We start from the raw sequence: 13,126 nt of genomic DNA, 5'->3' as shown, positions 1-13,126 counted from the left end.
TGCGGCTCCTCACAGTCCGATCTGCCGCTTCAGCGCCTGCCAGGCCGGGCCGTTCAGGCGCTGCAAGGTGCGGGCGTTGTACTGGAGCTGCGGCTTGACCTGGCGCACCATATACACCGCCCCGCCGTATTCACCGAAGCTGCGCCGGTTGTCGACGTAGGTCGACGGATAGCTGGCGGCATCCAGCTCGATCAGCCGCGCGCCGTTGACCGTGGCGATGCGAAAACCGCCCGTGCCGCCCGCGATGCAGTTGCTCATGGTCGAGCTGGCCTGGGCCCAGTCGCAGATGTAGTAGCGCACGGTGCTCGCATCGACGAAGGCCACGCGCAGGATGTGGCGATCGTCCTGCGCCAGGCCGAGGCTCGCGGTGCCGCCGCCGTTGGCGAGGTTGACGCCGCCGACCGGACGGCCCGCGATCAGCGCTTCGAGCGTGGCGAAGCCCACCGCGTCCGTCGTGACGTCGTTGATCAGAGGGAACTGCTTCACGTCGATGCCGAAGCGGGTGCGGATCAACGAACCGGCGGGAAAGGTGGCACCGGGATCGGCGAGCCCGACGGCCGGGTCGAGGCCGACGATGGTGTTGCTGCCGTCGGTGGCGGCCTGCATCTGCGCCACGACCTCCGACATCTTGCGGCCCGCGATGTCCTGCGACAGCGTGTAGGCCAGGCTCGGAACGCTGCCCCCGCAGAACTCGGTGCGGTTCGGCAGGCCCTGCGTGTTGAAGAAGTCGGTGGTCTCGTCGCAGCGCAGCCAACCGGTCGGGCTCAGGCGGACCTGGCGATAGAGCTGGCCATGCGCGATGGCGACGCCGGCCGTCTTGCCCTCGCGCCGGTCGATGACCTGCGTGCGTCCCTGGCCGCTCACGACGCCGTCGGTCGAATAGGTCTGCAGGTAGTAAGTGCTCGGGTTCGTGAACTCGAGCCGCGCCAGGGTTTCGCCGGGCGCGGGAGCCGTCGCGACCGCCGGATCGACCACGGCGAGCGTGGCACCGGCATGGAGTGCGAGGTTGGTCAGGCCGGCCGCGGTCCGGGCATCGTCTGCGAAGCCTTCGCCCACCGCCAGGCCCTGGTAGTCGGCGATGTCGGCGGCCGGAATTCCGAGCTGTGCCGCCACCAGCGCCCGCGCGCGATCGGCCGCGATGCCGGCGGCGATGGCGGCCTGCACGAGGGTGGTGAGCGGATTGATCTGCGCACGCAAACTGGCCGGCGCGCCGAGATGGTAGGCGCGCATGCCCAGCGGCACGGGCGTGCCGCTGCCATCGCTTTCGTAGGAGCCGCCCGCGGCCACCGCGCCCGACACGATCTTCGCCAGCAGCGGCGCGGCCGCCAGCTTCGCCGCGTCGGCGGCATCGGTGGGCGTGTAGCTGAAGCGGTACTGCCCGTCGGCCGCGGTCTTGCCCGATGCGGGCTCGCCGGCATCGCAGGCGCCGTTCGCATTGCGGTCCACGCACACCACGGCGTTGCCGATGGGGCCGAGCACGACCACCTTGCCGTTCACGCTGACCGGCCCTGGTGGTGCGGGCGGTGGCGGCGCGGCGGGGGGCGGTGGTGGTGGCAGCAGCCCCAGCGGCAGGCCTCCACCGCCGCCGCCTCCTCCGCCGCAGGCGCTCAGCGCGAGCAGGGCCAGGCAGGCCCAATACGTTGCCGTGCGCGAAGACCGGATCTTGGGTGTCATCGAATGCTCCTTCGTTCGTGATGAAACGAAGCGTCCCTCCTGGATGCCTCTGCGAAGAAGTGTTGACGGTGGGGATCGCCCGGGCATCGCGCAATTGAACGATGCCTGGAGCGCTTCGATCGGGCAGCCGATGGGTTTGCACCGCAGGGTCCGCCGCTGGCTATGCTCGCCTCACATGCTCTTTTCTTCCCTCCCCCCTTGCGCTTGGCTGCGACGGGCGACGCCCGTGGCGCTGCTGCTCGTATCGGCCAGCGCCTGCGCGGCCTCCGCGTGCCTCGATACCGCCGCGACCACGCCACCGCCGCCACGCGCCCTCGCGATGGCCGCCGCCGCGCAACGCGAGCACGAGGCCTTCGGCGCGCAGACCCTCGATGCCGAAGGCCGCATGGTCGACGCGGGCAGTTCCGAGGCCGAGGACGGACGCGTCTCGCGCTTCGCGCCCGCGCCGTGGCAGCGCGTGCTCGGCTACTGGGACGCGGTCGACCAGCCGCGCGTGAAGCTGCCTTCGCTGGTGCGCTTCGGTGCCCTGCGGCCGGCCGATCGCACGCTGCTGCTGGAGGCGCTGAACCAGGCCAGCGCCGCGCGGCTGATGGGGCTGGGCGTGGGGCCGGACCAAGGCCTCGACGCAGCGGAGCTGCACGCGATGGCGACCGCGGTGAACCGCGTCGCGGTGATCGACACGCCCTGGTCGGCCGCCTTCATCAGCTGGCTCGCGCGGCAGGCGGGCCTGGGCGCGGACGAGTTCGTGTTCTCCGAGGCGCACGTGGACTACGCGGGCGCGGCCTGGAAGGCCGGCGCCGACGAAGCGGCGGGCCGTGCCACGCGCTTCGCGCTGCGGGCCTGCGATCTCGCACGCACGCCGCCGCGCGTGGGCGACCTCGTCTGCCAGACACGCGGCGCGCGTTCGGCGCTCGACAGCTTCGCCAAGATCGGCACGGTGCTCGCGACGCGGCCCACGGGCGGCGCGGCGCTGCCTATGCATTGCGACGTGGTGACGGCCGTCGACGCACGCGGCTTCGACGCGGTCGGCGGCAACGTGCTGCAGTCGGTCACCTTGCGCCGGCTGGACTTCGCGCGGGGCACGCGGACGCTCGATCCGAGCTACCTGCCCGAAGGCTGCGCGGCGGACGCGGCGGGATGCATCGATCGGCACATGAGCCGGCAGCCGTGGTCGCTGCTGCTGCAGTGGCGCTGAAGCGGGCGCCTCAGCAGTTGTTGCGCCGCAGCCCCGCCATGTGGGCGCAGGGCCGGCGGCCCGGACCGGGGTCGTTCACATGCGGCGGCGGAGGCTGCACGCGACGCCGTGGCGGCGGGTAGGGATAGGGGTCGGGGCCCCAGAGATAGACCGGCTCGGGATCGGCCTGCGCCGCGCGCCCTTCGTCGGGATAGCGCGGAATGATCGACAGCCCCGGGTTCGAGGGTGGCGCCGGCGCGACGGCGCTCGGCGGCGGCGCGTAATCGGGCGCGCGCGCGGACGGGGCCGGCTGCATGGCCGACGGCGGCGGCGGCTCGGCGATCTGCACGGGCCGCGACGAGCGCGTACCGCTCGGGCAGGCACCGTCGGTGTAGACGGTGGCGCCGTTGGCATCGAGGCAACGCACCACCTCGGCCGAGCTCGCCGATGCGCCCAGCACGAAGACCGCCGAGACGATCAGCGTGCGCAACGAGGTGGCGGCGAGCAGAGGGGTTTGCATGAAGATGAGAAGGAGGCCGTGCCGGGACGACGCACGGGCAGGTTCATTCTGTGCGCTTTGTCGCGGCCCGCCAAGCGCCGCAGGCCCCGTCGCTCACAGCAAGCCGCCCATGCGCAGCGCCGCGGCCTTCAGCGCATCGATGCGGCGCTCGGCATCGGCCATCGACATGCGCGCGGTCGGCGCATGCACCGCGAGCGCGGCACGCACCTCGCCGGCCGCGTCGCGCACCGGCACGGCCACGGCCACCAGGCCGGCCATGAACTCCTCGCGGTCGCGCGAGAAGCCGTCCTGCGCGATCGCGTCGCACTCGGCGCGCAATGCGGCAGGGTCGGTGAGGGTGCTGGCCGTCATGCGCGGCAGCGGCAGGCCGTCGATCATCGCGTCGCGCGCCTTCTTCGGCATCTGCGCGAGAAAGAGCTTGCCGCTCGCGGTGCAGTGCAGCGGCACGTGCGAGCCCACGTCGAGCGTGAGGCGCAACGGCCACTGGGCCTCGACGCGGTCGAGATAGAGCACGCGCGCGCCGTCGAGCGTGGTGAGGTTGCAGGTCTCGCCGACCTCCTGCACCAGCGCCGCCAGCACCTCGTGGCGCAGGCCGCGCACGCTGCCGTGGTTCAGCGTGTCGAAGGCCAGCTGCCGCAGCGCGGGGCCGACGACGAAGGAGCGCTCGTCGAGGTCGCGCGCGAGAAAACCGGTGGCCAGCAGCTGGGTGCAGATGCGATGCGCGGTGCCCTTGGGCAGGCCCAGCTGCGCCGCGAGATCGGCCAACGACAGCGCGCGGCCCTCGTGGGCCAGCAGCGCGAGCAGGCGCAGGCTGCGCTCGGCCGAGGAACCGGAAACGGGCTCCTCGACGGGGGCAACCACGGGCGCGGCAACAGGGGCGGCAGCGGAACGCGCGGGACGGGGCATGCGGGTAAACCTCTAAAGTGGAACATTGCGTTCCGAAAATCAATAACCTAGGATGCAGCGGATCGAGGCCATTGTTCCATCGCCGGACCGCACGCATGCCTGACTCTCGCAGTGAAGAAGCCTTCGACTACATCGTGGTGGGCGCCGGCTCGGCCGGCTGCGTGCTGGCGGCGCGCCTGAGCGAGGACCCGGCCACGCGCGTGCTGCTGCTCGAGGCCGGGCCGCGCGACAGCTCGCCGTGGATCCACCTGCCGATCGGCTACGGCAAGACCATGTGGAGCCCGGTCTACAACTGGCGCTTCGAGACCGATCCCGATCCCAACATGAACGGCCGCCGCATCTACTGGCCGCGCGGCAAGACGCTGGGCGGCTCGAGCTCGATCAACGGCCTGATCTACATCCGCGGCCAGCGCGAGGACTACGACCACTGGGCCGCGCTCGGCAACCCGGGCTGGGGCTACGACGAGGTGCTGCCCTACTTCGTGCGCTCCGAAGGCAACCAGCGCGGCGCGAGCGAATTCCACGGCGGCGACGGGCCGCTCAAGGTGTCGGACATCGGCGCGCGGCACGAGCTGATCGAGGCCTTCATCGAAGGCGCCCGGCAGACCGGCGTGCCGCGCACCGAGGACTTCAATGGCGCCGCGCAGGAAGGCGCGGGCTACTACCAGCTCACCACGCACCGCGGCCTGCGCTGCAGCACCGCCAAGGCCTACCTCGCACCGGCGCGCCACCGCCCCAACCTGCGCATCGAGACCGAGGCGCTGGCCACCGGCCTCGTGTTCGAGGGCCGGCGCGCGACCGGCGTACGCTATCGGCAGGGCGGCGTGGAGAAGACAGCGCGCTGCCGCGCCGAAGTGCTGCTCTGCGCGGGTTCCATCCAGTCGCCACAGTTGCTGCAGCTCTCGGGCGTGGGCCCGCGTGCGCTGCTCGATCGCTTCGGCATCGCGCCGGTGCACGAACTGCCGGGCGTGGGCGAGAACCTGCAGGACCACCTGCAGATCCGCCTCGGCTACGAGTGCACGAAACCGATCACCACCAACGACCAGCTCAACTCCTGGGCCGGCCAGCTCGGCCTGGGCCTCGAATGGCTGCTGCACCGCAGCGGCGCGCTCGCGATCGGCATCAACCAGGGCGGCTGCTTCATGCGCGCGCTCAAGGACGAAGCGGGCCGCCCCGTGGCCGCCACGCCCGACATCCAGTTCCACGTGGCCACGCTCTCGGCCGACATGGCCGGCGGCAAGGTGCATCCCTACTCGGGCTTCACCTTCTCGGTGTGCCAGCTGCGCCCCGAGTCGCGCGGCCACATCCGCATCCGCTCGACCGACGCGGCCGAGCCGCCCGAGATGCAGCCCAACTACCTGTCGACCGAACTCGACCGCGCCACCGCCGTGGCCGGCGTGAAGGCCGCGCGCGCCATCGCCGAGGCGCCCGCGATGCGGCCCTACGTCAAGCGCGAGGTGAAGCCCGGCGCGCAGGCCGCGAGCGATGCCGAGCTGCTCGAGTTCTGCCGCAACAACGGCGCCACCATCTTCCATCCCACCGGCACCTGCCGCATGGGGCACGACCCGCTCGCGGTGGTCGATGCGCGGCTGCGCGTGCACGGCATCGGCGGCCTGCGCGTGGTCGACTGCTCGGCCATGCCCACGCTGGTGTCGGGCAACACCAACGCCCCCGCGGTGATGATGGCCGAGAAGGCCGTCGACATGATCAGAGAGGACCACAGGGCGGCTTCAGCCGCGCGCTAGCAGCAACGCATCCCGCACGGCCCGCCGAGAGCGAAGACCAAGAGGCCGCCACGACAACACTCATCGGAGACAACACATGAGCAGTGCACGCGACGACGAGAAAACGATTCGCAGGGTGGTGATTTCGGCGCTGGTGGGCGCCACCATCGAGTGGTACGACTTCTTCCTCTACGGGGTGGTGGCCGGCATCGTGTTCAACAAGCTCTACTTCCCGGGCAGCGACCCGGTGGTGGCGACCTTGCTGGCCTACACCACCTTCGCCGTGGGCTTCGTCACGCGGCCGCTGGGCGGCGTGATCTTCGGCCACTTCGGCGACAAGATCGGGCGCAAGAGCATGCTGATCATCACGCTGATGATCATGGGCGTGGCCACTTTCCTGATCGGCCTGGTGCCCACCTACGCGCAGATCGGCATCGCGGCGCCGCTGCTGCTGCTGGTGCTGCGCGTGGCGCAGGGCATCGGCCTGGGCGGCGAATGGGGCGGCGCGGTGCTCATGGCCTACGAGTACGCGCCCAAGGAGAAGCGCGGCTTCTATGCCTCGCTGCCGCAGATCGGGCTGGCGATCGGCCTGTGCCTGGCCTCGGGCGTGGTGGCGCTGCTGTCGTGGCTGTTGACCGACGAGCAGTTCATGGCCTGGGGCTGGCGCATCGCCTTCCTGATCTCGGGGCTGATGGTGGCGGTGGGCATGTACATCCGGCTGCACGTGAAGGAGACGCCCGAGTTCGCCGCGGTGAAGGCGCGCAACGCCGAGCTGCGCATCCCGTTCATGGACATGCTGCGCCGCTACCCGGGCAACGTGTTGAAGGGCATGGGCGCGCGCTACATCGATGGCGTGTTCTTCAACATCTTCGGCGTGTTCTCCATCGCCTACCTCACGGGCACGCTCAAGCTCAGTCGCACCGATGCGCTGCTGGGCGTGATGGCCGCGGCCATCGTGATGTGCTTCGCCATCCCCTTCTTCGGCCGGCTGTCGGACCGGCTCGGCCGGCCCCGGGTCTACATGTGGGGATCGCTGATCACCGCGGTGTCGGCCTTCCCGGGCTTCTGGCTGATGACGCACAGCGGCGGCAACGTGCTGCTGGTGTGGCTGTCGATCGTGATCCCCTTCGGCATCCTCTATGCCTCGGTCTACGGCCCCGAGGCCGCGCTGTTCTGCGACCTGTTCGACGCCAAGGTGCGCTACACCGGCATCTCCTTCGTCTACCAGTTCTCGGGCATCTTCGCCTCGGGCATCACGCCGATCATCGCCACCGCGCTGCTCAAGTCGGGCGGCGGCGAGCCGTGGCAGATCTGCCTGTACGTGCTGTTCGCGGGCGTGGTGTCGGCCTTCTGTGCCTGGCTGATCGGGCGCAGTCCCTCGCCGGCCGATGCGCCGGTGGTGGCGCCCGCGCGCTGACGCGCTCGGGCAAGCCGCCGTGCACGGTGAATCAGACACCGGCGCGCGGCGGCCGCTACCTTCGTGGCTTTCACCCTGGAGCCACGACGCATGAAGCGCACCGCCTTTTTCCACGACGAGAGAACGCTCTGGCACATCGCCGGGGCACCCCATGCCCTGATGCTGCCCGTGGGCCGCTGGGTGCAGCCGATGGCGGGCGTCGGCATTGCCGAGGCGCCCGACACCAAGCGGCGGCTGAAGTCGCTGATGGACGTCTCGGGTCTCAGCGACAGGCTCGAGGTGAAGTCGGCGCCGCCGGCCTCGCAGGACGAACTGCTGCGCGTGCATTCGCTCGACTACCTCGCGCGCTTCAAGGCCGGCAGCGACGCCGCGGGCGGCGACATGGGCGATCTCGCGCCCTACGGCCCGGGCAGCTACGAGATCGCCGCGCTGTCGGCGGGCCTCGCGATCGCGGCCATGGACGGCGTGGTCGCGGGCAAGCATCCGAACGCCTATGCCTTCTGCCGCCCGCCGGGCCACCATGCCAGCGCCGATCGCGGCATGGGCTTCTGCATCCTCAACAACATCGCGATCGCGATCGAGGCCGTCAAGGCACGCCACGGCATCGAGCGCATCGCCGTGATCGACTGGGACGTGCACTGCGGCAACGGCACGCAGCAGCTCTTCTACGGCCGCAGCGACGTGCTGACCATCTCGCTGCACCAGGAGCACTGCTTCCCGCCGGGCTACAGCGGCGCGCACGACCGCGGCGAGGGCGCGGGGCTGGGTTTCAACATCAACATCCCGCTGCAGCCGGGCGGCGGCCACGACGCCTACATGCAGGCCTTCGAGCGCATCGTGATTCCCGCGGTGGACCGCTTCGCGCCGCAACTGGTCGTGGTGGCGAGCGGCCTCGATGCCAGCGGCGTCGATCCGCTCGCGCGCATGCTGCTGCATCCCGAGTCGTTCCGCCTCATGACCCGGCATGCGATGGCGCTCGCCGAGCGGCATGCGGGCGGCCGACTGGTGATGGTGCACGAGGGAGGCTATTCGGAGGTGGCGGTGCCCTTCTGCGGCCTCGCGATCCTCGAGGAACTGTCGGGCCACCGCACCGAGGTCGAGGATCCGCTCACGCCCTTCTTCGGCCTGATGCAGCCCTCGGAGCGCTTCGATGCCTTCCAGCTCGGGTTGATCGAGGAGCTGGCGGCGCTGCACGGGCTGCAGCGCTGAGCCACGAACGAAGCCGGGCGGCTTCGTTCGCGCCGACTACCTGCGCGCCGCCGCGACCCGCTCGATGGTGCCGAGCGGCATGAGCTCGCGCAACGCCTCGCGCGCACCGGCCACCAGGGCCTCGTCGCACAGCTCGGGCCGCCCGGTGCCATAGGGCGGCTGCGGCGCGTACTCCATCAGCAGCTCCACCATGCGGCCCGTGGCCTCGCCCGCGATCTCGCCGACCACGCGCACGCCGAAGTCGATGCCCGCGGTCATGCCGCCGCCGGTCATGCGGTTGCGGTCGATCACGATGCGGCCCGGGCTCGGGATCGCGCCCAGCATCGCGAGCCGGTCGCGCGCATACCAGTAGCAGCCCGCGCGGTAGCCGTCGAGCAGCCCGGCCGCGGCCAGCAGCAGCGAGCCGTTGCACACGCTGGTGATCCAGGTCGAACGCGCGCCGACACGGGCGAGGAAGGCCTTGGTCTGCTCGTCCTCGAGCAGCGCGAACAGCGCCTTGGTGTTGCCCGGCACGAACAGCAGGTCGGGCGCCTCCCAGCAGTCGTCGAAGCCGTGCGTGGCGACGACGCTGACGCCGGCATCCGAGGCCAGCGCGCCGGTGTGCTTCCACGCGAGCTGCGATTCGAAGCCGGGGATGAAGGACAGCGCCTGCAGCGGACCCGCGAGGTCGATCAGGGTCATGCCCGGAAAGACCAGCGACAGCACCTTGAAGCTCATGACGGGAGCCCCGCCAGCAGTTCGAGCACCTGGGCCGGGGTCTGCGCCACGCCGGTGGTGTTGTGCTGCTCGAACAGCGTGTACCAGCCCGAGGCTTCGACGCCCTGGCGGAAGCCCTCGACCGCCTCGGCGCTGTCCATCTCCCACACGGCCCAGAACGCGGCGGCGGGATCGGCATGGTCGACGCCGCGGTCGGCCGCGCCCCAGCCCAGGGTGCGGATGCCGCCGGCCTTCATGGCCTCGATGGCACCGAGCACGGCGTCGGCGAAGGCCCGGCGTTCGGCCGGCGTGCGGGCGATCCAGGCCGGCCTGGGTGTCCATTGTTCGATGAAGAGATGCTTGCTGCTCATGGGATTCCTCGGGTTGGATGAAGGGGCCGGCCGACGATAGCCAGCGCAGCGCCGGCGGCACGACTGCCGGTGCACCGTGTCTTGCACCAGCGTGCACGGCGTGCGGCCGCGCGGCCCCGCCTTGCTTGTGGCGCGCCGCCAGACCGGCTGTAATGCCCGGACCATGCACGCCCAGTCCTGTTCCACGCTCGACGTTCCCGCCGCCCAGCGGATGCGCTACTGGGAAAGCGCGATCGCGCCCTACTTCGGCCGGCTGCGCGGCGACGACGACGCGGGCGGCCCGGACTTCGAGGCCCGCTGCGACATCTACGACGTCGGCGGCCTGGGCGCGGTGCGCATGCAGGTGCCGCTCTCGCGCGTGACGCGCGAGGCCCGCGACGCGCTCGACAGCGGCGGCGGCTATTTCAAGCTCTCGATGCAGATCGCCGGCGCCGCCGACGTGCACGCGGCCAACCGCACGGTGCACCTGGGGCCGGGCGACTGGATCATGCTCGACCAGCGCCTGCCCTACACCTGGGAATCGGCCGCGCCAGCCTCGCTGTTCGGGCTGCAGATCCCGCGCGAGCGCCTCGCGGCGCTGGGCCTGCCGTCACTGGTGTGTTCGCGCGACGAGGCCCTGGCCGACAGCGGCATGGCGCCGATCCTCGGTGACCACCTGCGCACGCTGAACACGCAACTCGCGCACGTCACCGAGGATGCCGCCCACCTGCTGGCCGAGGCCTCGATCGGCCTGCTCGCGACCACCCTGTCGAGCGGCCGGCCGCATGCGCGCGCGCCGGTCGATGCGCTGGCCGCCGTGCGCCTGCGCGCGGTGCAGTACGTGCGGCTGCATGCGAGCGAGGCCACGCTCTCGGTCGATGCGATCGCCCATGCGCTGCGCTGCTCGCGACGCTACCTCTACAAGGCCTTCGACGGCAGCGACGCGAGTCCCGAGCGGTTGATCTGGCAGACCCGGCTCGAGCGCTGCCACGAGGCGCTGCGCGATGCGCGCAACCACGCGCGCTCGGTCTCGTCGATCGCCTTCGAGAACGGCTTCAACAGCGATGCCCACTTCGCGCGCATGTTCCGCGCGCGCTACGGCCAGTCGCCCGCGCGGCTGCGGCGCAGCCTGCGGGCGCAGGCTCAGGGCAGCCGCTCCTCGTAGGCCTCGGCCGGCCGGTCGTTCGGCGACTGGAAGGCCGCCTTCAGCGAATCGCTCAGCGGGATGTTGATGACGGCGTTGCGCGGCGGGATCGGCGCCATGAACCAGCGCGCATAGAGCTTCTCGAGCGCGCCCGAGGCCATCGCGTTCGCGAGGTAGCCGTCGACCGCGCGCTTGAAGGCCGGGTCGTCCTTGCGGATCATGATCGCGATCGGCTCGATGCCCAGCGGCTTGCCGACGATGCGGAAGTCCGCCGGGTTGCGCGCGTTCGAGATGTTGCCCGCGAGCGTGTTGTCGTCCATCGCGAAGGCATCGGCGCGGCCGCTCTCGAGCAGCAGGAAGCTCTCGGCATGGTCCTTGGCCAGCACGATGTTCAGCGCCATGCCCTTGTTGTCCTGCTCGAGCTTGCGCAGCCGCTGCACGAGCGTGGTGCCCACGGTCGTGACCACCGTCTTGCCCTTGAGCTGCTCCGCCGACTCGATGCCGCTGGCCGCGCGCACCGCGAAGCGCGCCTCGGTGATGTAGGTGGTGCTGCCGAAGGCCACCTGCTGCTGGCGCGCGGCATTGTTGGTGGTCGAGCCGCACTCGATGTCGACGGTGCCGTTCTGCAGCAGCGGCACGCGGTTCTGCGAGGTCACGACCATCGGCCGCACCACGACGCCGGGCAGCAGCTTCGCGAGCATCTGCTCGCAGAGCTCGACGTGGTAGCCGACGTAGCCGCCGCCCACCGCGTACGACAGCGGCGGCGAGGCCTCGCGCACGCCCATCACGAGGGTGCCGGCGGCCTTCGCCTTGGCGAGCGTGCCGCCGGGTTCCTGCGCGAAGGCGGCCAGCGCGGCGGCCGCGAGCAGCGCGCCCGCGAGCATCCGGTTCGGAGTCTTCATGGCGTCCTCCGGCGCGTCAGGCCGCGAGCGCCACCGGCGCGGGATGGGCGATCTCGTCCAGGCTCTCGCGCAGCGCGCGGTCGAGGATCTCGATGGCGCGGTCGATCTGCTCGTGCGCCACGTTGAGCGGCGGCGCGATGCGCCACACCGAGCCGCGCTCGGGCCGGCGCCGGATGTTCATGCTCAGGCCGAGCTCGAAGCACTTCTTCGTGGTGCGCGCGCCGAGCTCGTGATGGGGCAGCCGCGAGTCGCGGTCCTGCACCAGTTCCACGCCCAGCAGCAGGCCCTCGCCGCGCACGTCGCCGATCGCCTCGTAGCGCCGCTGCAGCTCGAGCAGTTGACCGCGCAGGTAGGCGCCGGTGGTGCGCGCGCGCTCGATCAGGCCTTCGCTGCGGATGGTGTCGAGCACCGCCAGGCCGACGGTGGCGGGCAGCGGGTCGGAGACATGGCTGGTGTAGAAGGTGAAGCCCTTCTCGTGCACGTCCTGCTCGATGCGCGGGCTGGTCGCCACGGCGGCCAGCGGCAGGCCGCCGCCCATGGTCTTCGACACCGACATGATGTCGGGCACCACGCCGTAGAAGTCGGAAGCGGTGCGGTGGCCGATGCGGCCGAACGCGGTCTGGGCCTCGTCGAAGATCAGCAGCATGCCGCGCTCGTCGGCGGCGCGGCGCAGCGCCTGCATGTACGACCTGGGCGGCACCAGCACGCCGCCCGCGCTGATGATCGGCTCGATGATGATCGCGGCGCGCCGGCCGGTCGAGGCCATGTCGTACATCTTGAGGCCGAGCTCGAGGCAGGCCAGCGCCGATTCCTCGCCCGACATGCCGCGGATGTAGGGCCGGTAGGCATTGGGCTCGGGCATCAGGTAGACGCCGGGCACGTGCACGCCGTAGCCCTTGCGGTCGCTCGCGAACGACACCGCGCTGGTGCCGCCGGTCACGCCATGCCAGGAGCCGCCCACGGCCAGGATCTCGAAGCCGCCGGTGTACATCTTCGCCATGCGCAGCGCGACCTCGTTGCTCTCGGAGCCGGTGTTCACGAACAGCGACTTGCTCAGCGGCGCGGGCATCCAGTCGGTGGCCATCTTCTGCGCCAGCTCGGCCACCACCTCGGGGATCATGCCGCTGAACAGGTGGAAGGCCTTCTCGCCGGCCTCGTGCACCGCGCGCACGATCGCCGGATGGTTGTGGCCGATGGTGGCGCACATCTGGCCCGAGGTGAAGTCGAGGATCTCGCGGCCCGTGTCGTCGACCACCACCGCGCCGCGGGCGCTGCGGAACAGGTTGGGGAAGGTGTCGCCGCCGTAGCGCACCATGTATTCCTTGGCGGCCGCACGCAGTTGTTCGCTCATGTCCGAATCCTTTGCTGAAGTGGTGAGTGGATTCGCCAATGGTCGCGAGGCCCGCGCAC

At 71.0% G+C, this 13,126-nt stretch carries 12 protein-coding genes; 5 read left to right on the top strand and 7 right to left on the bottom strand.

The window, feature by feature from the left end; genetic code table 11:
- Positions 1-9: 9 nt before the first annotated feature.
- Positions 10-1,674, bottom strand: coding sequence for a hypothetical protein (locus AC07PU_RS32110; protein WP_495322374.1), 1,665 nt, complete (start codon positions 1,672-1,674; stop codon positions 10-12).
- 226 nt (positions 1,675-1,900) lie between these two features.
- On the opposite strand from AC07PU_RS32110, the gene AC07PU_RS32105 reads away from it, so the two are divergent.
- Complete coding sequence (locus AC07PU_RS32105) at positions 1,901-2,869, top strand: DUF2272 domain-containing protein (protein WP_495322373.1); 969 nt, start codon at positions 1,901-1,903, stop codon at positions 2,867-2,869.
- A 10-nt stretch (positions 2,870-2,879) separates the two neighbouring features.
- On the opposite strand, the gene AC07PU_RS32100 is transcribed toward AC07PU_RS32105, so the two are convergent.
- Together AC07PU_RS32100 and AC07PU_RS32095 are read right to left on the bottom strand one after the other, a co-directional pair.
- Entirely contained in the window at positions 2,880-3,368 is a 489-nt protein-coding gene (locus tag AC07PU_RS32100) for a DUF4124 domain-containing protein (protein WP_495322372.1), read from the bottom strand.
- Positions 3,369-3,461: 93 nt separating this feature from the next.
- On the bottom strand, positions 3,462-4,274 hold the full coding sequence (locus tag AC07PU_RS32095) for an IclR family transcriptional regulator (RefSeq protein ID WP_093340321.1): 813 nt from the start codon (positions 4,272-4,274) through the stop codon (positions 3,462-3,464).
- A gap of 95 nt (positions 4,275-4,369) precedes the next feature.
- Here AC07PU_RS32095 and AC07PU_RS32090 point away from each other — a divergent pair, with 95 nt between their 5' ends.
- The 3 genes from AC07PU_RS32090 (at position 4,370) to AC07PU_RS32080 (ending at position 8,624) form a co-directional block, all read left to right on the top strand.
- Positions 4,370-6,019, top strand: a complete 1,650-nt coding sequence (locus tag AC07PU_RS32090; RefSeq protein ID WP_495322371.1) for a GMC family oxidoreductase — start codon at positions 4,370-4,372, stop codon at positions 6,017-6,019.
- Positions 6,020-6,095: 76 nt separating this feature from the next.
- Positions 6,096-7,415 (top strand): MFS transporter, encoded by a 1,320-nt coding sequence (locus AC07PU_RS32085; RefSeq protein ID WP_495322370.1) that lies wholly within the window; start codon positions 6,096-6,098, stop codon positions 7,413-7,415.
- Between the two features lie 90 nt (positions 7,416-7,505).
- Positions 7,506-8,624 (top strand): class II histone deacetylase, encoded by a 1,119-nt coding sequence (locus tag AC07PU_RS32080; protein ID WP_495322369.1) that lies wholly within the window; start codon positions 7,506-7,508, stop codon positions 8,622-8,624.
- A 36-nt stretch (positions 8,625-8,660) separates the two neighbouring features.
- Here the strand turns inward: AC07PU_RS32080 and AC07PU_RS32075 are convergent, their stop codons facing one another.
- Positions 8,661-9,341, bottom strand: a complete 681-nt coding sequence (locus AC07PU_RS32075; protein ID WP_495322368.1) for a DJ-1/PfpI family protein — start codon at positions 9,339-9,341, stop codon at positions 8,661-8,663.
- Complete coding sequence (locus AC07PU_RS32070) at positions 9,338-9,691, bottom strand: DUF6616 family protein (RefSeq protein ID WP_495322367.1); 354 nt, start codon at positions 9,689-9,691, stop codon at positions 9,338-9,340. Before AC07PU_RS32070 ends, AC07PU_RS32075 begins: the two co-directional genes overlap by 4 nt.
- Positions 9,692-9,854: 163 nt before the next feature.
- Here AC07PU_RS32070 and AC07PU_RS32065 point away from each other — a divergent pair, with 163 nt between their 5' ends.
- Complete coding sequence (locus AC07PU_RS32065) at positions 9,855-10,835, top strand: AraC-like ligand-binding domain-containing protein (RefSeq protein ID WP_495322366.1); 981 nt, start codon at positions 9,855-9,857, stop codon at positions 10,833-10,835.
- Here the strand turns inward: AC07PU_RS32065 and AC07PU_RS32060 are convergent.
- Both AC07PU_RS32060 and AC07PU_RS32055 read right to left on the bottom strand, forming a co-directional pair.
- Entirely contained in the window at positions 10,814-11,716 is a 903-nt protein-coding gene (locus tag AC07PU_RS32060; RefSeq protein ID WP_495322365.1) for a transporter substrate-binding domain-containing protein, read from the bottom strand. The genes AC07PU_RS32065 and AC07PU_RS32060 overlap by 22 nt on opposite strands.
- 16 nt (positions 11,717-11,732) lie before the next feature.
- Positions 11,733-13,067: an aspartate aminotransferase family protein gene (locus AC07PU_RS32055; RefSeq protein WP_093340332.1), complete on the bottom strand. Its 1,335-nt coding sequence runs from the start codon at positions 13,065-13,067 to the stop codon at positions 11,733-11,735.
- Between the last annotated feature and the right edge of the window lie 59 nt (positions 13,068-13,126).

Source organism: Variovorax sp. GW821-FHT10D07 (genome assembly GCF_059415325.1).
Note: the sequence above shows the minus strand (reverse complement) of the source record. Positions and strands in the feature narration are given on the sequence as shown.

Coding starts and splice junctions, on each gene's coding strand:
- AC07PU_RS32085 (WP_495322370.1), top strand. CDS start 6,096: ATGAGCAGTGCACGCGACGACGAGAAAACGATTCGCAGGGTGGTGATT.
- AC07PU_RS32080 (WP_495322369.1), top strand. CDS start 7,506: ATGAAGCGCACCGCCTTTTTCCACGACGAGAGAACGCTCTGGCACATC.
- AC07PU_RS32065 (WP_495322366.1), top strand. CDS start 9,855: ATGCACGCCCAGTCCTGTTCCACGCTCGACGTTCCCGCCGCCCAGCGG.
- AC07PU_RS32110 (WP_495322374.1), bottom strand. CDS start 1,674: ATGACACCCAAGATCCGGTCTTCGCGCACGGCAACGTATTGGGCCTGC.
- AC07PU_RS32070 (WP_495322367.1), bottom strand. CDS start 9,691: ATGAGCAGCAAGCATCTCTTCATCGAACAATGGACACCCAGGCCGGCC.
- AC07PU_RS32075 (WP_495322368.1), bottom strand. CDS start 9,341: ATGAGCTTCAAGGTGCTGTCGCTGGTCTTTCCGGGCATGACCCTGATC.
- AC07PU_RS32100 (WP_495322372.1), bottom strand. CDS start 3,368: ATGCAAACCCCTCTGCTCGCCGCCACCTCGTTGCGCACGCTGATCGTC.
- AC07PU_RS32055 (WP_093340332.1), bottom strand. CDS start 13,067: ATGAGCGAACAACTGCGTGCGGCCGCCAAGGAATACATGGTGCGCTAC.
- AC07PU_RS32060 (WP_495322365.1), bottom strand. CDS start 11,716: ATGAAGACTCCGAACCGGATGCTCGCGGGCGCGCTGCTCGCGGCCGCC.
- AC07PU_RS32090 (WP_495322371.1), top strand. CDS start 4,370: ATGCCTGACTCTCGCAGTGAAGAAGCCTTCGACTACATCGTGGTGGGC.
- AC07PU_RS32095 (WP_093340321.1), bottom strand. CDS start 4,274: ATGCCCCGTCCCGCGCGTTCCGCTGCCGCCCCTGTTGCCGCGCCCGTG.